The sequence below is a fragment of the Saccharopolyspora spinosa NRRL 18395 genome (assembly GCF_000194155.1).
Lineage (GTDB): Bacteria > Actinomycetota > Actinomycetes > Mycobacteriales > Pseudonocardiaceae > Saccharopolyspora > Saccharopolyspora spinosa.
Map to the genome: position 1 here is coordinate 2,055,295 of NZ_GL877878.1, position 19,525 is coordinate 2,074,819.

Consider the following 19,525-nt stretch of genomic DNA (forward strand, 5'->3'; position numbering starts at 1 on the left):
ACTGCTGGAGCTGTTCGGCGTCGGCCCCGAAACCGCCGGCCAGCTGCTGACCTCCGCCGGGGACAACCCCGAACGCATGCGCTCCGAAGCAGCGTTCGCGCACCTGACCGCGGCCGCACCGATCCCCGCGTCCTCCGGCCGCACCCACCGCCACCGCCTCAACCGCGGCGGCGACCGCGCCGCCAACAACGCCCTGCACACCATCGTCCTGGTCCGCATGCGCCACGACGAACGCACCCGCGCCTACGTCCAACGCCGCACCAAGGAAGGACTCTCGAAGAAAGAGATCATGCGCTGCCTCAAACGATTCGTCGCCCGCGAGGTCTACCACGCCCTGACCACCACACAAGTCACCCAAAACGACCTTGCTTGACATCTATAGGAGCATCCGTTCACCTCACTGGACGGCGCGAACGGTCCGTTCGCCTCGCGAGGAGGGGCGAACGGTCCGTTCGCTCGCGTGGTCGGGATCAGTCGTTGCGCTGGTGCTGGCGGATGACGCCGTCCACCACCTGCTGGATGTCCGGGGGCTGCTCGCCGTCGTCCTGCCCGGTGGTGTCCGGGGTGCCCGCCTCCGACGTTCCGGACTCCGACGGGGCGGTCGAGGTCGGCGGGGCGCTGGGGCGGGTTTCCGGCGCCGACGGCGGAGCGCTGGGGCGGGGTGCCGACGGCGTGGCGCTGGGCTGGGTTTCCGGTGGCTGCGTCGGCAGCGGCGGGGGCGGGGGGGGGGGGTAGCTGACGTCCCTGGACGCGGCCCCCGTACCAGTACGTCGTCGAGCTGTAGATGCCCGGCTCGTCGTTGACCGGCCCGTGTTCGATCCCCGCGCGCAGGCCGGTGCGGAACGGCACCGCGTCGTTGACCATGATCCGGTAAGCGCCGGTGCAGTCGTACTGGCAGCCGTCGTTGCCGATCTCGTGCGACGGGTTGCCGTTCTGCGGCATCGAGAACGTGGTGCCGTCCCGGAAATACCACCCGGACTCGTAGAAGTCCTCGGTGCCGGTCCCGTGCCACGCCGGTTCCGCGGACCCGTCGACGTAGAACCGCTCGTCGCCCTCCAGGTAGTTGCGCTGGTTGACCGCAAGGGTCTGGAGGGAGTGCGGCTGGTTGTTGCGCTGCGCCGCGCCCGGTGGGATCAGGCCGCGCATGGTGTGCGTGACGCCGTAGAAGGTGCCCGCGCCCTGGGCGTCCAGGAACGTCCAGTCCTGGCCCGGCACGGTTTGCGCCTGCCGGTGGGTGGCGTGGAAGTACCCGGTGTTGCCGTCCACCTGCGCTGGCGCGCTGGTCACCTCGGCGGTCGCGCCGGTGATCGGCACCCCGCCGCCGTTGACCACCTCGACCACGGCGTTCTTCGAAAACGGCATCGGCCACCAGGACGTGTACCAGCCGTCGAGCCCGGGGTCGACCGAGCTCATCAGGGCGCGCACGTCGTACTCGCCGAGGCCGGTGCCGAAGAACTCGCCGATCGGGGCGTCCACAGTGGTCTGCCCGTCGAAGCTGATGCGGATCCGGGCGGTGGCCAGCAGCTCGTCGGAGGCCGCGACCTGGCGGGGGTCGCTGGGGTAGCGGCCGGTGAGCTTGAACCGGGCGAAGACCTGGTTGTCGATGCGGTAGCCGTGCGCGCTCTGCTCGCCGGGGTGCGCCGGACCGAGGTCGAGCACGTCGGTGCGCACCCACTCGCCGCCCACCCGGCTGTGCACGTCGTAGCGGAACTCGTTGACGTCCACGGAGGACGACACGAAGCGGTTGGCGATCTCCACCTGCGACTTCCCGGCGGTCACCGCGGCCGGCACCTCGATGATCTCCACGCCCCACTGGCCGGGGCGGGCCGGTCCGCTGCGCCACTGCCCGACCGGCCGACCGTCCACGAAGACGTCGGCGACCTGGTCGGCGATTTGCGCGTCGTGCCGCCGGATCAGCCGGATGCCCTGGTTGTTCGGGTCGACCCGCATGGTGAACCGGCTGCCGCCGGCCTGCCCGTACGCGTAGCCGTCGTCGACCACCTGCGGGCTGGCCGCCACCTGGGGCAGCCGCACCCGGAGCTGGGAGATCTGCTGCGGTCCGGCGAGCTCGGCGATCGTGGTCGAGGCGCCGGGTGCGAGGTCGAAGTCGCGGCGGGTCGGGGTGGCGCCAGAAGCGGCGGGCTTCGGGTCGGCGACGCCGAAGCGGTGCAGCCGGTCGAGCACGTCGGTGGCGGGGTCGTTGCGCTTGAAGGTCTGCACGCCGTCCGCGTTGGGGAAGACGCGGTAGTCGACGTGGTAGAAGTACGGGTTGTGCTGCACCGTCACCCGCATCCCCTTGCGGTACGGCATCGGCACCTTGATGGAAACCCCGCCGGCCGCATCGTCGGCGTTGGCCACCAACGGCCATGAGAACGGTGCGCCGATCCGCCCGCTGACCACGTCGATCAGCGGCGCGTCCAGCACCACCCGGCCGTCGAGTTCGACCACGATGTTGCCCGTCGCGGTCACATCGCCCCAGGGTTCGCGGGTGGACCAGATGGACGAGATCTCACCGGCACCGTCGTGTTCGGCGATCACGCAACCGCGGTAGCTGATCCGGATGCACGAGTAGGTGCCATGAAACCCGTCGTTGTTCCCACCGGTCCGGTCGTAGCTGGAGAACTGGAACGACTGCTCGTCGCCGCGCAGTTGCGCCATCGCGCCGAGGTTGCGGTAGGTGTCCCAACCGACCGGTCCCCTGGATGCCGTCGGCGGCTGCGCGTTCGCGCGAACGGAGCTGAAACCGGCGTCCGCGACAACGGCGGCAGCCGCCAGCGAAGCGATTCCGAGGTAGGCACCGAGCCGGCGGGCGCGCCGACGACCATTTCCCGGCGGCGTTGCAGAGCGGTCTCTCATCGTGCTCGCCCCTCTCCGCACACCACTGTCCGTTGTGGACAGTAATGGCGCTGTATCCGATGGTGATGCGCGATTGGATGGATTTTCGTCCGGCTCCGGGTGAAAGATCACTCGCGCAATGAGCGGAGCGTAAGAAAGATCTCCCCGGGAAGCCAACCACTAGGAGTGGTGTCTAAGAATCCGCGACCTGAATTCACTCAATGAGATGGTTGCCGGGCCAGCGGGCTCCGACAACCACCATCCAGGTGTATTGGGACTTTTCGCGCCAAACGAAGCGACAGCAACAGAAATGGTCCGGGAACGCAACTATCCACAATAGCTGCGAAAACTCATCATTATTTGCATGCGTGGGACAGCGAGTGGCCGCGGCCGCTCGAAGCGACCACGACCACTCGCTAAGTGCCGGCGAATTCGGTTCAGCCCTGGTTCAACCGGGCGTAGACGTCCGCGGCGTTGTCCTTGGTGACCAGCTCGGTCTCCAGGGTCTGCGTCTTGGGCACCGGCTGGCAGTCGATCAGCAGCTTCTTGGCCGCCTCGACCGCTTCCGCACCGCCGGTCGGGTAGAGGTTGGTGGCCTGCAACCGGCCGTCTTCGACCGCCTTGATGCCGCCGGAAGGAATGGGCAGCCCGTCGATGCCGACGAACTTCAGGTCGTTGCGGCCCGCCGCCTGGGCGGCTAGGTAAGCGCCCTCGGCCATCGGGTCGTTCTGCGCGTAGACAGCCTTGATGTCGGGGTTCGCCTTGAGCAGCGCGTCCATCTTCTGCTGGCCGACCGACCGCTCCCACTCGCCGTCGGCGGTGGCCGCGATCTCGATCTTCGAGCCCTGGATGCCATCCTTGAAGCCCTGATCCCGCTCCGCGGCCGGGGTCGAGCCGGACAGGCCCTTGATCTGCACGATCTTTCCGCCATCCGGCAGCAGCGTGTTCTTGAAGTACTCGCCGGCCTGCCGACCGATCTGGACGTTGTCCGCGCCGACGTAGGTGGTGAAGGCCTCCCCGTCGACCTTCCGGTCCAGCACCACGACCGGGATTCCCTTGTTGTAGGCCTTCTTCACCACGTCGGTCAGCGGCGCCGCTTCGTTCGGCGAGATCATCAGCAGGTCGACCTGCTTGGTCAGGAAGTTCTCCACGTCGCTGATCTGCTTGGAATTGTCCTTGGCCGCGTCGGAGAACTGGACGTCGAACTGCGGCACCTTCGCCGCGGCCTTGCGGATGTCGTCGTCCATCCGGACCCGGTATGGCTCGGCGAGGTTGGCCTGGCTCATGCCGATGGTGTACTTCTCGTTCGGGCCCTTGCAGTTCTTGGTCGGGTCCTGGTTCTGCACCTGCCCGGAGTTCTCGCTGGTCGTGCCACAACCGGCGGCGGCGAAGGCGGCCGCGGCGCACGTGACTGCGATCAAGGACTTCGTCGTCTTGCGCATCGTGCTTCCTCCCGGCTGAAGGTTTCAGGACGTGGGACGCAGGCGCTGCAACGCCGCCGCGGCGACGATGACCAGGCCCTTGATCAGGAGTTGCAGGTCGGTGTTGACGCTGTTCAGGCTGAGGATGTTGTTGAGGATGCCGAGCAGCAGGGCACCGGCGATGGTGCCGATCACCGAGCCCCGGCCCCCGGCCAGGTTGGTGCCGCCGACTACCACCGCGGCGATTCCGTCGAGCTCGTAGGCGATTCCGTCGTTTGGGCTCCCCGCATTCAGCTGACCGGCGTGCACGATGCCTGCCAGCGCGGCGCAGAACCCGGCGATGCCGAAAGCGATGATCTTGACCCGGTTCACCGGCACGCCGGACAACCGCGCGGCCTTCTCGTTGCCTCCGATGGCGTAGAGGTGCCGGGAATAGGCGCTGCCGCGCAGGAACAGGATCGCGACGATCGCGACCACGGCGAAGATCAGCGCCGGAATCGGCACCACACCACCGAAAGTCCGCTCCCCGAGCAGGGAGAACAGCATCGGCGCCTGGCCGGGCCCGTCACCGTAGGAGATCTGCACCGTCTCGCCGCCGGACCACATGCGCGCCAGGCCGCGCGCGATCTGCAAGCCCGCCAAGGTGACGATGAAGGCCTGCACGCCGAGCAGCGCGACGGCGGTGCCCTGCAGCAGGCCGAAGGCGATGCCCGCGAGCAGCACCAGCGCGACCGCGGTCCACACGCCGAAGCCGTCCTCGACCATCAGCACGGCCGACCCCACCGCGGCCAACCCGAGTACCGAGCCGACCGACAGGTCGATGCCGCCGATGAGGATCACGAAGGTCAGACCGACCGCGATGATCCCGATCTCCGACACCGCGCGCACGATGTTGAACAGGTTGTCGCTGGTGAGGAACAGGATCTGGCCGTCGTTGCGGGGCGAGAAGATCACCGCCGCCAGGAACACCGCGACCAGCCCGAAGAAGCTCTGGAACCGGAACAGCGTCTCGACGACGTTCGCCCGCTTCGCCGGAGCCGCCACTCCCCCACCGGATTCCGCGGGCCGTTGCTCCGTCTGGTTGCTCACCGCGCACCTCCCCCAGTGCTCTGCCGCCCGGTACCGACCGCTGGCCCGGACCCGCCGGCCGCCACGCTTTCGCCCATAGCTGCCGCCAGCAATTCCGCTTCACCGACCTCGGTGGTGTCGAACTCGGCCACGCTGCGCCCGGCGCGCAGCACCACCACGCGGTGGCACACGCCGACCAGCTCGGGCAGTTCCGAGGACGCCAGCAGCACCCCGATGCCGCGCCCGGCGATCTCGCCGAGCAGCTGGTAGATCTCGGACTTCGCACCGATGTCCACGCCTCGGGTTGGATCGTCCAGCAGCAGCAAACGCGGCTCCGTCAACAACATCCGGCCGAAGACGACCTTCTGCTGGTTGCCGCCGGAGAGGGTGCCCACCGGGTCGAGGATCCGGCCGAGCTTGACCTTGAGCTGCCGCACGCTGCGCTCGGTGGCAGACACCTCGGCGCGGCGGCGCACCAGCCCGGCCACGCCGAGCCGGTCCAGCACCGAGAGGACCGTGTTGGCCAGCACCGAATGGTCGAGCACCAGCCCCGAACTCCTGCGGTCCTCCGGCACGAAGGCGATGCCCGCTCGCAACGCCCGGTGCGGACCCCTCGGCCGCACCGGATGCCCGCCCAGCGACACCTCCCCCTCCCACGTGCCGGAGGACCCCGCCCCGAACAGCGATTCCAGCAGTTCGGTGCGACCTGAGCCGAGCAACCCGCACAGCCCGACGATCTCCCCGCTGCGCACGGTCAGATCGATCCCGTCGGGTTCGCGGCGACCCACCCGCGGGCGGCGCGGTCGGACGGCGAATCCGGACAGGGCCAGCAGCTCGTCGCCGACGGCGCCGCGCTCGGCCCGGAACATCGTCTGCACCGACCGGCCCACCATCGCCTCCGCGGCCTGCTCCGCGGTCAGCTTCCGGGCGTCGAACTCGGCGACCTTGCGGCCGTTGCGCAACACGGTGGCGCGGTCGGCGACCTGGCCGATCTCGTCCATCCGGTGCGAGATGTAGACGATCCCGGTGCCACCGCGGCGCAACTCGGTGATCACCGCGAACAACCGCTCCACCTCGGTGCTGGACAGCGCCGACGTCGGCTCGTCCATGATCAGCACCTTCGCGTCCAGCGACAGGGCGCGGGCGATCGTCACCAGCTGCTGCTCGCCGATGCGCAGCTCGCCGACCGGCCGCAGCGGATCCAGGTCGATTCCGGTGCGCCGCAGCAGTTCTCGGGTGCGCGAGGCCATCTTCCGGCGGTCCACCACGCCGAACCGGTTGCGCAGCTCGCGGCCGAGGTAGAGGTTCTCCGCGACGCTCAGCCCCGGCACCAGGTCCAGCTCCTGGTGGATCATCGCGATCCCGGCGTGCTGCGCGTCGGCCGGCTTGCCGAACTGCACCGGGCGACCCTCGATCGAGATCGCCCCGGAGTGATCGGCGACGTCCCCGGAGAGCACCTTCATCAGCGTGCTCTTGCCCGCGCCGTTCTCCCCCAGCAACGCGTGCACCTCGCCGGCGCGGACCGTCAGGTCCACTCCGTCGCACGCCAACACACCCCCGTAACGTTTCGTGACGCCGGTCATCTCGACCAGCGGTGGCGCCGTGCTCATAGGACCCCCGTCACGCCGCTTCGAGAATCGTGAGAAAACGATTGCCCGGACGCTAAAATGGTCACGCCAGTTGTGTCAAGGTTCACACCCCTGGCCAAGTGACAGGGCATCCATTCGGCTGCACGAACATCACGCAGCGATCACGCCATCCGGCAGCAGCGGTAACCCAACGTGCAGTAACCGGCGAGTTCCGGAAGAGGGCTCTCGGCCCGGGGTACTGGACCGTTACCGTTGGGACTCGTGACCGCGATCCGCGATAGCCAGAGCGCCCCACCCCCCAGCAACGGCGCCTCCCAGTGGTCGACGCGCTCCGCCTTCGGAGGCAACGGCATGCCGCTCTGGGGAGCCGTGCTGTTGGCTGCCGTCCCGACCGCGATCGGAACAGTCGTCGACATCCTGATCTGGACGCAACCCGACATCCTGTTCAAGGCCTGCTTCTTCGTCGGATGCGTGCTGGCCGTGCTGCTGGTCAAACGTCGGAGCGTGTTCGGGCCGATGGTCCAACCGCCGCTCGTGCTCACGATCGTCATGCCCCTGCTGGTGCTGATCACCGGCAGCGGGGTGGCCGCCGGTGCTGGGATCACCGCCAAAGCGCTCGCCATCGCCCGACCGCTGATCAGCAGCTTCCCGATCATGGCGGGTGCAACCATCGTCGCCCTGGGCATCGGCCTGGTCCGCATGTTCGTTACCCAGAAGGCCCGGTCCCGCACCGAGATCGCCGACAGCGACGAAGCCACCAAGAAGCGCCGCCGCCCCACCCCGCCCCGCAAGACGCCGGCGGAGGACGCCGCCAATAAACGGCGACCGGAGGAGCGAGATCGGGAGCGCGGTAGGAAACCCCGCGCCGAACCCGCAGGACGCCCGCAGCGAGCCCAAGCGGAGCGCGGGCGGGCCCAAGCCCCTGGGAGGGCGCGCAGTGGCGACACGCCCAACAAGGCGAGGGGCGACGCGCCTGGCAGGGCGCGCGGAGCAGCCGAGCCGTGGCCGGAGCGAGACGGCCGCGCGGTGCCGCCGCGGCGGGGCTCAATCCCGCGACAGGCGCCCGGGCGGGGCGGCCGCGAGCGGCGGAGCCGCCGCAGGGGGAGCCGCCCCGGCGACCCCGTCGGCCGCGACGGGACGAGCGGTTCGGGTAAGCGCAGCCGGGCGCGCGGCCCGTCAGGGCCGTGAGCGCTTTCAGGCGCCATCGCACACAGGCGCGATCACGGTCGCTGAGCTGGGACGATGTCGGCCAGTTGGCAGGTAAAAGTGCATCCGCGCGGCGCGGATGCACTTTTTCCGTCAGCCGCTCAGCGGACGCCCTTGGGCTTGTCCGGGTTGTCGTCGAGGTCCTTGCGGAGCTCTCGCGGCAGCGCGAACGAGATCTTCTCGTTGGCCGTGGTGACCTCGTCCACCTGGTTCCAGCCGCGCTCGGCGAGGTGATCAAGCACTTGCAGCACCAGCACGTCCGGCACCGACGCGCCGCTGGTCACGCCCACGGTCGTGACGCCGTCCAACCAGGCCTCGTCGATCTGGTTCGCGTAGTCCACGAGGTGCGCGTCGGACGCGCCCGCCTGCAGGGCGACCTCGACCAGGCGCTTGGAGTTCGAGGAGTTCTGCGAGCCGACGACGATCACCAGATCGCACTCCGGCGCCATCGCCTTCACCGCGTACTGCCGGTTGGAGGTCGCGTAGCAGATGTCGTCGCTCGGCGGTGCCTGCAGATCCGGGAAGCGCTCCTTGAGCTGGTCCACCCGCTCCATCGTCTCGTCCACGCTGAGCGTGGTCTGCGACAGCCACACGACCTTGCTCGGGTCACGGACCTCGACCTTGTCGACGTCCTCCGCCTTGTCGACCAGCTGCACGCGGTCGGGGGCCTCACCGGCGGTGCCCTCGACCTCCTCGTGGCCCTCGTGGCCGATCAGCAGGATGTCGTAGTCCTCGCGGGCGAACCGGTTGACCTCCTTGTGGACCTTGGTGACCAGCGGGCAGGTCGCGTCGATGGTGCGCAGGTTCCGCTGCGCCGCCTCGTCGTGCACCGCGGGCGACACGCCGTGCGCGGAGAACACCACGAGCGCGCCCTCCGGCACCTCGTCGGTCTCGTCCACGAAGATCACGCCGCGCTCGGAAAGCGTGTCCACCACGTGCCGGTTGTGCACGATCTCCTTGCGCACGTAGATCGGCGGACCGTAGGTCTCCAGGGCCTTCTCGACGGTGATGACCGCGCGGTCGACACCTGCGCAGTACCCACGCGGCTTGGCCAGCAGTACCCGCTTGGTCGGCCCGGCGTCCTGGTCAACGAGGTCAGTGGCCTCGGGCGAGGTCGTCATGCCCCCAAGGGTACGGACCTGGCCACGCACGTTCAGAACCTGTCGCCGGACTCACCTCGCGCGGCGGTACGACTGGCGGCCCCTGCGGGAGTCGCAGACTCCGTCCGGATTCCGGCTGCTTCAGATCACAGTCGTGCGGCGCGGGGTGATGGCTTCGACGGCCGGAGTGCGGCAGGCTGGGGCCATGTCATCGTTCCCCCTGCCGGTGCGGGTCGCCGCCGGACTCGCGGCCACCGCCGTCGAGCAGGCGCGCCAGCTCCCGACCACCCTGCTCGGCTTGCCGGTCACCGTGGCCAGCCAGGCGCTGCAGGCGTCGATGCGGATCCAGCAGCAGATCACCGAGCTGGCGATCAAGGGCGACGAGGCCCTCGCCGGACTGCGCACCCCGGAGGAGCAGCCTGCCTGGGCGACCTTCGACGAGGACGAGCCGACCGAGCCCGAGGTGCTCTCCGAGAACCTGACGGTGCTGTCGGACTACGATCACCTGACGCTGCCGCAGCTGCGGGGCAGGCTCCGCTCGTTCACCGACGCGGAACTTGCCGAACTGCTCGCCCACGAGCAGCAGCACGGTCGGCGCCCGGAGTTCCTCCGGATGCTGCAGAACCGCTTGGACCGCCTGCGCAACCAGTGACCCCAGACGACATCCGCAGTTTCAATTGAAACTGCGGCCCCCCGAGAGCCTGGTGAGCAGTTTCAATTGAAACTGCGGGCCGGGCCAGGGCCGTGAAGCACCGAGGAGTGACCGCTGAGTTCTCCGACCAGCCCCGAGGAGCCCTGGCCGGTAAGGACCGTCGCACGCAAGATCGCCGACTGGATCAACCGGCTGGGCACGATCTGGGTGGAGGGGCAGATCACCCAGATCTCCCTGCGCCCCGGCGCGGCCACCGCGTTCCTGACGCTGCGCGACCCGTCCGCCGACGTGTCGCTGACGCTCACCTGCGCCGCCGCGATGCTGCGCAAGATGGAGCCACCGCTGACCGACGGCAGCCGGGTCGTGGTGCACGGCAAGCCGACGTTCTTCGTCGGCCGGGGCACGCTGAGCCTGCGGGTCGACGAGATCCGCGCCGTCGGCATCGGCGAGCTGCTGGCGCGCATCGAACGGCTCCGCCAGCTGCTGAAGGCCGAGGGCCTGTTCGACCCGGCGCGCAAGCGGCCGCTGCCATTCCTGCCGAACCGGGTCGGGCTGATCACCGGCCGCGCCTCGGCCGCCGAGCACGACGTGCTGACCAACGCGCAACTGCGCTGGCCCGCGGTGCAGTTCGAGGTCCGCAACGTCGCCGTGCAGGGTTCGACCGCGGTGCCGCAGATCCTGACGGCCCTGCAGGAACTGGACCGGATGCCCGAGGTAGACGTGATCGTGCTGGCGCGCGGTGGCGGCAGCGTCGAGGACCTGCTGCCGTTCTCCGACGAGGCGTTGTGCCGCGCGGTCTCCGCCTGCCGGACGCCGGTGGTCAGCGCCATCGGGCACGAACCGGACTCACCGCTGGTCGATCACGTCGCCGACGTGCGCTGCTCCACCCCGACAGGTGCTGGCAAGCGGGTGGTTCCCGATGTGGCGGAGGAGACGCAGCGGATCCACCAGTTGCGCGACCGCGCCCGCCGCGCGCTGCACGGCTGGGTCGACCGCGAGCGCCGACTGCTCGACGCGCTGCGCAGCCGACCGGTGCTGGCCGACCCGTTCGGGCCGCTGGAACGGCGCGCCGAGCAGGTCGGGCAACTGCGCGACCGCGCCCGCCGCGCGGTGACCGCCGCGTTGAACACCGAACGACACGCATTGACCGCCACTCGATCTCGCTTGACGACCTTGGGGCCGGCGGCCACCCTGGCTCGTGGATACGCAATCGTGCAGCGAGTCGAGGACGGCGTGGACGGGGTCCTCCGGTCGGTCGACGAGGCGCCGGCGGGAACTCGTTTGCGGGTGCGGGTCGTTGACGGTGCGATCCAGGCAGTCGTACCGGACCGAGCAGGTTGAACAGGACAAGAAAGTGCACCCGAAGCAGGAACCATCGTTCCTCCCCCTGACCGTTGGCGTCGCGCAGTCGGCGGCCACCGGTTCAGCACTGCTGCGGGAACGGGTCGGCGAGGTGCGCCGCTGCGCCGAAGCGGCCGATTCCGCTGCGGCCGGATGCTGGGCCGCGCTGCTGGGCGGATGCCAATCCGCCGAGCGCAAGGACCTGCCGTCCCGGCTGCGCGCGCTCGCCGAAGCCACTTCCGGGTACGTGGGGGCCGGGTGGTGGGCGGTCTCCCCGCATCGACGTAGGGTCGCGGAGGCGCAGTTGCGCATCAACGACGCGGTGCGGGAAGGCGACGGTGCCGAGTTCGCCGAGGCGTTCGTCGGCTATGACCAGGCGATCGCCACTGCGGTGGTGTCCGTACAGAGCAACGTGGAGAGTCCGACCCCGTGACCGCGAACGAGCAGCAGGACGAGCACTTCGACCCGGTGGCAGAGCACCCCGAGGTCGCCGAGCTCGGCTACGAGCAGGCCCGCGACCAGCTGGCCGAGGTGGTCAAGCAGTTGGAGGCCGGCGGGCTTTCGCTGGAGGACTCGCTGGCGCTGTGGGAGCGCGGCGAGGCCCTGGCCGCGGTCTGCGAGCGGCACCTCGCGGGCGCCCGCGAGCGCGTCGAGCGCGCCCTCGCCGCCGTCGAGCAGGACTGACCCGCCGACTGCACCCCGCGCTCTCCCGGTGCACAGTTTCAATTGAAACTTCGGACCCTGGACCCTGGACCCTGGACCCTGGATGCGATGCACCACGGGGGCGTAGCCGCTTGGAACTGCGACCGGTCAGGTACCGGGTGGGGCGGCGATGGCGGCTTCGGCGAGGGTTCGGAATTCGGCCTCATCGGAGTTGCCGGTGATCAGCAGCCGGACTCCGTCGCGCTCCGCCACCCAGGCCTGCTCGCCGCGCACGCTGTCGTAGACCACCCACTGCCGCCCAGCGGCGTCGACGGCGCCCCGGGCGTGTGGCGCCTGCCGCGTCTCGCTCTCGACCAGCTCGTCCTCGGCTGCCGTCGACTGTGCCAACCGCAGGTACCGGCCCCCGCCGGTCAACCACCCCACGCGCACGACCTGCGCGTGGGAGGCGAGCGTGGTCACGTTCGCCGCGTTGGCCCGCCAGTTCGCCGGCAGGTTCGGCTCGATGACCGGGAACTCCACCCTCGCGGCCGCGCGCTTCAGCTCGGCCGGAACGTCGACGGTCGGCACCGGGCCGCCCTGGATCGACGGACCACCGGGGTTGAACGAGCACTGCCCCGCCATCCCGGCGATCCCGAATGCCACCAGGACCATCGGCAGGAGGGCGAACACCATCGCCGACACGGTCCGGGGCGGACGGGACGCGGTGGGCTGCTGGTTGCGGGGTTCGGCCACGACGCACATGCTCTCACCGCCAGGCCAGGGTTCCGCCGGGCGGCCGAACAGGAGTGGGCTGCCCCACGGGAGAGCTCCGGCAGACTCGCCGATCTGCGAAGATCGAAGGCAACGAGCCTGAGCGCGGGCCTGGATCCCGCCGGTCTCGGGCAGTGCAACCTGAAGAACGCTCACCACCGGGAGGCGCGATGAGCACCGAACGACACCGCGAAGCACCGGACCGCAACCTGGCGATGGAACTGGTCCGCGTGACCGAGGCCGCCGCGATGGCCGCTGGCCGCTGGGTCGGCCGCGGCGACAAGAACGCCGGCGACGGCGCCGCAGTGGATGCGATGCGCAAGCTCATCGGGACCGTGTCGATGCGGGGCGTCGTGGTCATCGGCGAGGGCGAGAAGGACGAAGCCCCGATGCTCTACAACGGGGAGCAGGTCGGCAACGGCGAAGGCCCGGAGTGCGACGTCGCGGTCGACCCGATCGACGGGACCACGCTGCTCAGCAAGGGCATGCCGAACGCGCTGGCGGTGCTGGCGGTGTCCGAGCGCGGCACCATGTTCGACCCGTCCGCGGTGTTCTACATGGAGAAGATGGCCGTCGGCCCGGAGGCCGCCGGGGTCGTGGACCTCAGCGCCCCGATCGCGGAGAACATCCGCCGGGTCGCCAAGGCCAAGCACATCGACGTCTCCGACGTCACGGTGTGCATCCTGGACCGCCCGCGGCACGAGCAGATCGTCAAGGACGTCCGCGCGGCGGGCGCGCGCATCCAGTTCATCTCCGACGGCGACGTCGCCGGGGCGATCGCGGCGGCGCGGCCGGACAGCGGCGTCGACATGCTGCTGGGCATCGGCGGCACCCCGGAGGGCATCATCGCCGCGTGCGCGTTGAAGTGCCTCGGCGGCGAGATCCAGGCGCGGCTGTGGCCGCGCGACGACGCCGAGCGGGCGAAGCTGCGCGACGCCGGGCACGACGCGAACCAGGTGCTGACCACTTCGAACCTGGTGCGCGGCGACAACATGTTCTTCTGCGCCACCGGGATCACCGACGGCGCGCTGCTCAAGGGCGTGCACTACCGCGCAAGCCGGTGCACCACGCAGTCGATCGTGATGCGCTCGAAGTCCGGCACGGTCCGGGTGATCGAGGCCCAGCACAAGCTGTCGAAGCTGCGCGAATACGCCGATGTGGACTTCGGCGAGAACGACACCGCGCCGCACGGCCTGCTGCCCTGACCGGAGCGGTTCGACCGGGAAATTTGTCCGCCACCGGCCCGTCGATCTACACCGACGTCGTCGCCTACGCGGACTGGGGCAACCGGAACACCGTCGGCTGAACCTCGCCCGGGTGACCGGTGGGCGTCTGCCGACAGCACTGGCAGTCACCGGGGACGCCTCCCGGGAAGCCGGTTCTGGGCGTTTCCAGGGCGGTTCCGCCGCCCAAACCACCCGACCCGGCGACCAGGATCAGCCGGGCACGGCGCGATTTCCGAAACCGCGCCGTGCCCGGCTGATTCGTCAGCTCATGTTCGAGGAGTGGCCGGGGAACAGGTGCGCGTCCGGGTTGAGGGCCACGGCGATGTTGTTGACGGCCGTCGCCGCCTCGCCGAACCCGGTGGCGATCAGCTTGACCTTGCCTGGATAGGCCGCGACGTCCCCCGCCGCGTACACCCGCGGCCGGCTGGTCCGCATCGTGCTGTCCACCAGGATCGCGCGCTTCTCCAGGTCCAGGCCCCACTTCTCGATCGGCCCCAGATCGGCGGTGAACCCGAGCGCGGCCACCACCGTCTGCGCCGGCAGTACCCGCCGCTGCTCGCCGCCGAGTTCGATCTCCACCTCGTGCAGCCCGGTCTCGTCGCCGCGCATCTCCACGACCTCGGCCGGGGTGATCAGCGGAACGCCCAGGTCTTCGACCTTGCTGACCAGGCCGGGGTGCGCGCGGAACCGGGTGCGGCGGTGCACCAGGGTCACGCTGCGGGCCACCGGGTGCAGCGCCAGCGCCCAGTCGAACGCGGAGTCGCCGCCGCCGACGACCACCACGTCGTGTCCACTGTGCACGGCCAGTTCCGGGATGAAGTGCACGACGCCGCGGCCGACCCAGTCGCCACCGGCGGGCAGCGGCCGGGGGGTGAACTCGCCGATCCCGGCTGTGACCAGCACCGCGCCGGCCCGGACCGCGCCGTCGCCGACCTCGACGAGCAGCCCGCCATCCACATCGGACAGTTCGGTGGCGGGCCTGCCGAGCAGGTAGGCGGGGTCGTACTGACCGGCCTGCTTCACCAGCGCGGCAACCAGATCGCGGCCACGGACCTCGGGGAACCCGGCCACATCGAAGATCATCTTCTCCGGGTACATCGCGGTCACCTGGCCGCCGGGCTCGGGCAGCGCGTCGACCACCGCCACGGACATCCCGCGGAATCCCGCGTAGTAGGCGGCGAACAAACCGGTCGGGCCCGCGCCCACGATCAGCAGATCGACCTCATGCGACACCGCGGTCATGCCCACCACCTCGTCGTCGACCGTGTGGACACACCCAGGCTAGCGGGACAGGTCCGCGATGTCCGCATCATCGGCGCGCGATGCGCCAGAACGCTGAATTCGCCGCCGCAGTTGGCGGTACCCGTCCAAGCACCGCCCGCTTACGTTCACCGAAAAGGGGATCACGTCGGGGAGGACTTCGTGAAGAGGACATCCATGCTGCTCGGAGCCGTCGCGGCCGCAGCGCTGAGCATCGGGATGCTGCCCGCGACCGCGAACGCGATCAACAACCCGGGCGCGCTGATCGTCGGCGGGCACGACGCCACGGAGCAGTACGACTGGATGGCATCGCTGCAGCGTGCCGGGAAACACAGCTGCGGGGCTTCCCTGATCCACCAGCAGTGGGTGCTCACCGCCGCGCACTGCGTCCAGGACGCCGCGCCAGCCGGCCTCGGCCTGCGGATCGGCAGCCCGGACCACACCACCGGCGGCACCGAGGCCGGCGTGTCCGAGATCGTGGTGCACCCGGACTACGCCACCAAGAACCCCAACGGCGACATCGCGCTGCTGAAGCTGGACCGCGCGGTGCCGGAGACGCCCGTCGAGATCGCCGACGCCTCCGGGGAGGCCGGCACCCCGTCGCGGATCATCGGCTGGGGCGTGACCTGCCAGGTCCGCGGGTGCGGTGAACCGCCCGCGCAGCTGCAGGAGCTCGAGACCAAGGTGGTGCCCGACGGCCAGTGCGCGCTGAGCGCGACCGACGGCGCGACCGAGATCTGCACCGGCAGCAACGAGCTGCTGGCCAACGCGTGCTTCGGCGACTCGGGCGGCCCGCAGCTGGAGGGCCAGCCGGGCGACTGGAAGCTGACCGGCGTCACCAGCCGCATCGGCAGCTTGATCCCGGTCTGCGGCACGGCTCCGTCGATCTACACCGACGCAACGGCCTACAGGGACTGGATCAAGGCCACCATCGGCTGATCTTTTCCGCGTGAGGGGCGCGCTTTGCCAAGTTGCTCGGCAAAGCGCGCCCCTGGCGCTTCACCCGCCGGTGACCGTCGGGGGGTGCGAGATCAGGCGCCTTCATCGGTCTAGTGCGGACTTCTCGCGTGCGCCCGGCCACAGATCCACCGCCGAGTGGGGCGGGCCACGCTGACCGCGAGCACCTTTCGGCGGGACACTTTCGGCATGGCTGAATACCGGATCGAACACGACACGATGGGCGAAGTGCGGGTGCCCGCCGACGCCCTGTACCGGGCGCAGACCCAGCGAGCCGTGGAGAACTTCCCGATCTCCGGCCGGGGCTTGGAGCGCGCGCAGATCCGCGCGTTAGGTCTGCTGAAGGCCGCGGCGGCTCGGGTCAACGGCCGGCTCGGGGTGCTGGGCGCCGACGTGGCGGAGGCGATCGCCGTGGCGGCCGACGAGGTCGCCGAGGGCGCCCACGACGCGCACTTCCCGATCGACGTGTTCCAGACCGGCTCCGGCACGTCGTCGAACATGAACGCCAACGAGGTCATCGCGACCCTGGCGTCCCGGCGGCTCGGCCGCGACGTGCACCCCAACGACCACGTCAACGCCTCGCAGTCGTCCAACGACACCTTCCCGACGACCATTCACGTCGCGGCCACCGAAGCAGTGCTCACCGACGTCATCCCGGCGCTGGAGCACCTCGCCACGACCATCGAGGGCCGTGCCGCGCAGTGGACCGAGGTGGTCAAGTCCGGCCGCACGCACCTGATGGACGCGGTGCCGATCACGCTGGCCCAGGAGGCCGGCGCGTGGGCCTCGCAGGTGCGCTACGGGATCGAGCGGCTGCGGGGCGGCCTGCCGCGGCTCGGCGAACTGCCGATCGGCGGCACCGCGGTCGGGTCGGGCCTCAACGCGCCCACCGGCTTCGGCGCGGCGGTCGCCGCGGAACTGGCCGGGATCACCGGCCTGCCGCTGACCGAAGCCCGCGACCACTTCGAGGCGCAGGCCGCGCAGGACTCGGTGGTGGAGATCTCCGGCGACCTGCGCACCGTCGCGGTTAGCCTGACCAAGATCGCCAACGACCTGCGCTGGCTGGGCTCCGGCCCGCGCACCGGGCTGGCCGAGCTGGCGCTGCCGGACCTGCAGCCGGGCTCGTCGATCATGCCGGGCAAGGTCAACCCGGTCATCCCGGAGGCCACCCTGCAGGTGGTGGCGCAGGTGATCGGCAACGACGCGGCGGTGGCGTTCGCCGGTTCGCAGGGCAACTTCCAGCTCAACGTGATGCTGCCGGTGATCGCGCGCAACGTGCTGGAATCCGCGCGGCTGCTGGCCGCCGTGTCGCGGCTGCTGGCCGACAAGGTGTTCGCCGGCGTGCAGGTCAACGTCGAGCAGGCCCGCGCCTACGCCGAGGGTTCGCCGTCGATCGTCACGCCGCTGAACCGCTACATCGGCTACGAGGAGGCGGCCGCCGTCGCCAAGCAGGCCCTCAAGGAGCGCAAGACGATCCGCGAGGTGGTCCTGGAACGCGGCTACGTCGACTCGGGCAAGCTCACCCTTGAGCAGCTCGACGAGGCGCTTGACGTGCTCCGCATGGCCAAGGGCGGCTGACGGCTCCGTTGCAGGACGGGACGAGCCCGGCCCGGGCTCGTCCCGACTCCCTCAGTGCTACTGCGGCGTCGGCGCTGCCGCCTTTCGCTTGCGCTGCAACAGGATCAGAGATAGGACGTTGGAGCGCGGACATTCCGCCGGCAGCGCTTCGGCGGTCGCGCGCAGCGCCTGGCCGATCGGCAGGTACCCGGACGGCCGGATCCCGTCGACCTCCTGCTCCAGCTCGGCGGCGTTGAGCGGGCCGACCGGCTGGGCGGGACGAACGCTTTCGCACATCGGGTTCCGGGCGATCTCGAAATGCCCGGTCGGTGCGGCGCGGGTGCGGGTTGTCGGGGGCAGTGCGCACCATGAGCGCATGGTGCTGCTCGCGGATTTGGTGACGACCTCGCGAGAGGTCTCGGCGACGCGTTCCCGCAAGGCGAAGACCGAGGCGATCGCTGGGCTGCTCGCGCGGCTCGACGCCGAGGAGGTCCGCCCGGCGACGGCGCTGCTGGCCGGTGAGCTGCCCGGCGGCCGGGCCGGGGTGGGCTGGTCGACGCTGGCCGCGCTGGACGTCGAACCCGCACCCGAGCCCGCGCTGACGATCATCGATGTCGACTCGGCGATCGACGCGGTGCGGCTGATCAGTGGCGCCGGTTCGGGAAAGCGCCGGGCCGAGGCGTTGACCGGCCTGCTCGGCAAGGCGACCGGTGGTGAGCAGGAGTTCCTGGTGCGGCTCTTCGGCGGCGAGCTCCGGCAGGGCGCGCTGGAAGGCGTCATGGTCGAGGCCATCGCCGCGGCGGGCGAGGTCCCGGCCGAGGCCGTGCGGCGGGCTTTCATGCTCTCCGGCCGGCTGCCCGCGACCGCCGAGGCCGCGCTGCGCGGCGGTGAACCGGCGCTCGCCGAATTCCGCCTGGAGGTGGGGCGGCCCGTCCGTCCGATGCTGGCTTCGCCCGCCGAATCCCTGGGCACGGCGCTCGACGAACTCGGCGAAGTCAGCGTCGAGTACAAATTGGACGGTGCGCGCATCCAGGTGCACCGCGACGTCGACGAGGTACACGTCTATACCCGCACGCTCCGCGAAATCACCCGCAACGTGCCGGAACTCGTCGAGCTGGTGCGAGGCCTGAACTGCCGGGCAGTGGTGCTGGACGGCGAGACGCTCGCGCTCGATGACGCCGGGCGCCCCCGGCCGTTCCAGGAGACTATGGGCCGGTTCGGCGCCCAGAACTCGCGCGATCTCCTGCTGCACCCGTACTTCTTCGACTGCCTGCACGTCGACGGCGAAGACCTGCTGGACCGGCCGCTGCAGTACCGCCTCGACGCGCTGGAACGAATCGCACCGCAGCACCGGATTCCGGCGGCCCTGTCGCCGTCGGCGGAACGCGCGGCGGAACTGTTCGACGAAGCGCTGGACGCCGGGCACGAAGGCGTCATGGTGAAGGCGCTGGACTCGGTGTACGCGGCGGGGCGGCGCGGCCGGTCCTGGCGCAAGGTCAAGCCAGAGCACACCCTCGACCTGGTCGTGCTCGCCGCCGAGTGGGGCCACGGCCGCCGTCGCGGGTACCTGTCCAACCTGCACCTGGGCGCGCGGGACCCCGACGGCGGCCCGCCGATCATGGTCGGCAAGACGTTCAAGGGCCTCACCGACGAGCTGCTGGCCTGGCAGACCGCGGAGTTCCAGCGCCGCGAGACCCACCGCAACGACTGGACCGTCCACATCGTGCCCGAACTCGTCGTGGAGATCGAACTGGACGGCGTGCAGACCAGCACCCGCTACCCCGGCGGCGTCGCGCTGCGATTCGCCCGCGTCCTGCGCTACCGGCCCGACAAGGACGCCGCGTCGGCCGACAGCATCGAGGCGGTTCGCGCCATGCTGCCGGGCGGGTGAGATCCTGAC

General features: G+C 70.2%; 18 protein-coding genes. 10 read left to right on the forward strand and 8 right to left on the reverse strand.

Annotation, left to right across the window (positions count from 1 at the left end; translation table 11 throughout):
- Positions 1–373, forward strand: a 373-nt coding sequence (locus SSPN_RS0110375; RefSeq protein ID WP_148271996.1) for a transposase, incomplete at its 5' end; no start/stop codon positions are given.
- On the opposite strand, the gene SSPN_RS43325 is transcribed toward SSPN_RS0110375, so the two are convergent.
- The 4 genes from SSPN_RS43325 to SSPN_RS0110395 form a co-directional block, all read right to left on the reverse strand.
- The gene (locus SSPN_RS43325) at positions 325–2,856 is read right to left on the reverse strand and encodes a glycoside hydrolase family 172 protein (protein ID WP_010694257.1); all 2,532 of its coding nucleotides are present in this window, start codon (positions 2,854–2,856) and stop codon (positions 325–327) included. The genes SSPN_RS0110375 and SSPN_RS43325 overlap by 49 nt on opposite strands.
- Before the next feature lie 416 nt (positions 2,857–3,272).
- On the reverse strand, positions 3,273–4,277 hold the full coding sequence (locus tag SSPN_RS0110385; protein ID WP_010694258.1) for a substrate-binding domain-containing protein: 1,005 nt from the start codon (positions 4,275–4,277) through the stop codon (positions 3,273–3,275).
- 24 nt (positions 4,278–4,301) lie between these two features.
- Positions 4,302–5,345 carry an ABC transporter permease gene (locus SSPN_RS0110390; RefSeq protein ID WP_010694259.1) on the reverse strand — a complete coding sequence of 348 codons (1,044 nt, stop codon included), beginning with the start codon at positions 5,343–5,345 and terminating at the stop codon, positions 4,302–4,304.
- The gene (locus tag SSPN_RS0110395) at positions 5,342–6,934 is read right to left on the reverse strand and encodes a sugar ABC transporter ATP-binding protein (protein WP_010694260.1); all 1,593 of its coding nucleotides are present in this window, start codon (positions 6,932–6,934) and stop codon (positions 5,342–5,344) included. The genes SSPN_RS0110390 and SSPN_RS0110395 overlap by 4 nt, the downstream gene beginning before the upstream one ends.
- Before the next feature lie 330 nt (positions 6,935–7,264).
- On the opposite strand from SSPN_RS0110395, the gene SSPN_RS48780 reads away from it, so the two are divergent.
- The gene (locus SSPN_RS48780) at positions 7,265–8,101 is read left to right on the forward strand and encodes a DUF6542 domain-containing protein (RefSeq protein ID WP_148271943.1); all 837 of its coding nucleotides are present in this window, start codon (positions 7,265–7,267) and stop codon (positions 8,099–8,101) included.
- A gap of 119 nt (positions 8,102–8,220) precedes the next feature.
- On the opposite strand, the gene SSPN_RS0110405 is transcribed toward SSPN_RS48780, so the two are convergent.
- Positions 8,221–9,240: a 4-hydroxy-3-methylbut-2-enyl diphosphate reductase gene (locus SSPN_RS0110405; protein WP_010694264.1), complete on the reverse strand. Its 1,020-nt coding sequence runs from the start codon at positions 9,238–9,240 to the stop codon at positions 8,221–8,223.
- Positions 9,241–9,424: 184 nt separating this feature from the next.
- Between SSPN_RS0110405 and SSPN_RS0110410 the strand changes: the two genes are divergently transcribed.
- From SSPN_RS0110410 to SSPN_RS0110430, 4 genes are all read left to right on the forward strand, one after another.
- The gene (locus SSPN_RS0110410; protein WP_029535184.1) at positions 9,425–9,871 is read left to right on the forward strand and encodes a lipid droplet-associated protein; all 447 of its coding nucleotides are present in this window, start codon (positions 9,425–9,427) and stop codon (positions 9,869–9,871) included.
- Positions 9,872–9,985: 114 nt separating this feature from the next.
- A complete protein-coding gene (gene xseA, locus SSPN_RS0110420; protein ID WP_029535185.1) occupies positions 9,986–11,212 on the forward strand; it encodes an exodeoxyribonuclease VII large subunit in 1,227 nt (408 codons plus the stop codon).
- A gap of 13 nt (positions 11,213–11,225) precedes the next feature.
- Complete coding sequence (locus SSPN_RS0110425; protein ID WP_044573754.1) at positions 11,226–11,645, forward strand: hypothetical protein; 420 nt, start codon at positions 11,226–11,228, stop codon at positions 11,643–11,645.
- A gap of 35 nt (positions 11,646–11,680) precedes the next feature.
- On the forward strand, positions 11,681–11,896 hold the full coding sequence (locus tag SSPN_RS0110430) for an exodeoxyribonuclease VII small subunit (protein ID WP_029535186.1): 216 nt from the start codon (positions 11,681–11,683) through the stop codon (positions 11,894–11,896).
- 126 nt (positions 11,897–12,022) lie between these two features.
- Here SSPN_RS0110430 and SSPN_RS0110435 read toward each other — a convergent pair whose 3' ends face one another.
- Positions 12,023–12,616, reverse strand: coding sequence for a DUF4245 domain-containing protein (locus SSPN_RS0110435; protein ID WP_010694275.1), 594 nt, complete (start codon positions 12,614–12,616; stop codon positions 12,023–12,025).
- A gap of 179 nt (positions 12,617–12,795) precedes the next feature.
- On the opposite strand from SSPN_RS0110435, the gene glpX reads away from it, so the two are divergent.
- Positions 12,796–13,830 (forward strand): class II fructose-bisphosphatase, encoded by a 1,035-nt coding sequence (glpX, locus tag SSPN_RS0110440; RefSeq protein WP_029535188.1) that lies wholly within the window; start codon positions 12,796–12,798, stop codon positions 13,828–13,830.
- A 282-nt stretch (positions 13,831–14,112) separates the two neighbouring features.
- Here glpX and SSPN_RS0110445 read toward each other — a convergent pair whose 3' ends face one another.
- Positions 14,113–15,093 (reverse strand): NAD(P)/FAD-dependent oxidoreductase, encoded by a 981-nt coding sequence (locus tag SSPN_RS0110445; RefSeq protein ID WP_010694279.1) that lies wholly within the window; start codon positions 15,091–15,093, stop codon positions 14,113–14,115.
- A 195-nt stretch (positions 15,094–15,288) separates the two neighbouring features.
- Here SSPN_RS0110445 and SSPN_RS0110450 point away from each other — a divergent pair, with 195 nt between their 5' ends.
- Both SSPN_RS0110450 and SSPN_RS0110455 read left to right on the forward strand, forming a co-directional pair.
- A complete protein-coding gene (locus SSPN_RS0110450) occupies positions 15,289–16,050 on the forward strand; it encodes a S1 family peptidase (RefSeq protein ID WP_010694282.1) in 762 nt (253 codons plus the stop codon).
- A 207-nt stretch (positions 16,051–16,257) separates the two neighbouring features.
- Positions 16,258–17,646 carry a class II fumarate hydratase gene (locus tag SSPN_RS0110455; protein WP_029535190.1) on the forward strand — a complete coding sequence of 463 codons (1,389 nt, stop codon included), beginning with the start codon at positions 16,258–16,260 and terminating at the stop codon, positions 17,644–17,646.
- Between the two features lie 57 nt (positions 17,647–17,703).
- Here SSPN_RS0110455 and SSPN_RS0110460 read toward each other — a convergent pair whose 3' ends face one another.
- The gene (locus SSPN_RS0110460) at positions 17,704–18,003 is read right to left on the reverse strand and encodes a hypothetical protein (RefSeq protein ID WP_010694286.1); all 300 of its coding nucleotides are present in this window, start codon (positions 18,001–18,003) and stop codon (positions 17,704–17,706) included.
- Between SSPN_RS0110460 and SSPN_RS0110465 the strand changes: the two genes are divergently transcribed.
- Positions 18,002–19,516, forward strand: coding sequence for an ATP-dependent DNA ligase (locus tag SSPN_RS0110465; RefSeq protein ID WP_010694288.1), 1,515 nt, complete (start codon positions 18,002–18,004; stop codon positions 19,514–19,516). The two genes, SSPN_RS0110460 and SSPN_RS0110465, sit on opposite strands and share 2 nt — an antisense overlap.
- Positions 19,517–19,525: the final 9 nt, after the last annotated feature.

Bases quoted from the DNA above. Each gene is read 5' to 3' on its own strand.
- SSPN_RS43325 (WP_010694257.1), bottom strand. From the start codon at position 2,856: ATGAGAGACCGCTCTGCAACGCCGCCGGGAAATGGTCGTCGGCGCGCC.
- SSPN_RS0110385 (WP_010694258.1), bottom strand. From the start codon at position 4,277: ATGCGCAAGACGACGAAGTCCTTGATCGCAGTCACGTGCGCCGCGGCC.
- SSPN_RS48780 (WP_148271943.1), top strand. From the start codon at position 7,265: ATGCCGCTCTGGGGAGCCGTGCTGTTGGCTGCCGTCCCGACCGCGATC.
- SSPN_RS0110435 (WP_010694275.1), bottom strand. From the start codon at position 12,616: ATGTGCGTCGTGGCCGAACCCCGCAACCAGCAGCCCACCGCGTCCCGT.
- SSPN_RS0110445 (WP_010694279.1), bottom strand. From the start codon at position 15,093: ATGACCGCGGTGTCGCATGAGGTCGATCTGCTGATCGTGGGCGCGGGC.
- SSPN_RS0110455 (WP_029535190.1), top strand. From the start codon at position 16,258: ATGGCTGAATACCGGATCGAACACGACACGATGGGCGAAGTGCGGGTG.
- SSPN_RS0110410 (WP_029535184.1), top strand. From the start codon at position 9,425: ATGTCATCGTTCCCCCTGCCGGTGCGGGTCGCCGCCGGACTCGCGGCC.
- glpX (WP_029535188.1), top strand. From the start codon at position 12,796: ATGAGCACCGAACGACACCGCGAAGCACCGGACCGCAACCTGGCGATG.
- SSPN_RS0110460 (WP_010694286.1), bottom strand. From the start codon at position 18,003: ATGCGCTCATGGTGCGCACTGCCCCCGACAACCCGCACCCGCGCCGCA.
- SSPN_RS0110395 (WP_010694260.1), bottom strand. From the start codon at position 6,934: ATGAGCACGGCGCCACCGCTGGTCGAGATGACCGGCGTCACGAAACGT.
- SSPN_RS0110405 (WP_010694264.1), bottom strand. From the start codon at position 9,240: ATGACGACCTCGCCCGAGGCCACTGACCTCGTTGACCAGGACGCCGGG.
- SSPN_RS0110450 (WP_010694282.1), top strand. From the start codon at position 15,289: ATGCTGCTCGGAGCCGTCGCGGCCGCAGCGCTGAGCATCGGGATGCTG.
- SSPN_RS0110465 (WP_010694288.1), top strand. From the start codon at position 18,002: ATGGTGCTGCTCGCGGATTTGGTGACGACCTCGCGAGAGGTCTCGGCG.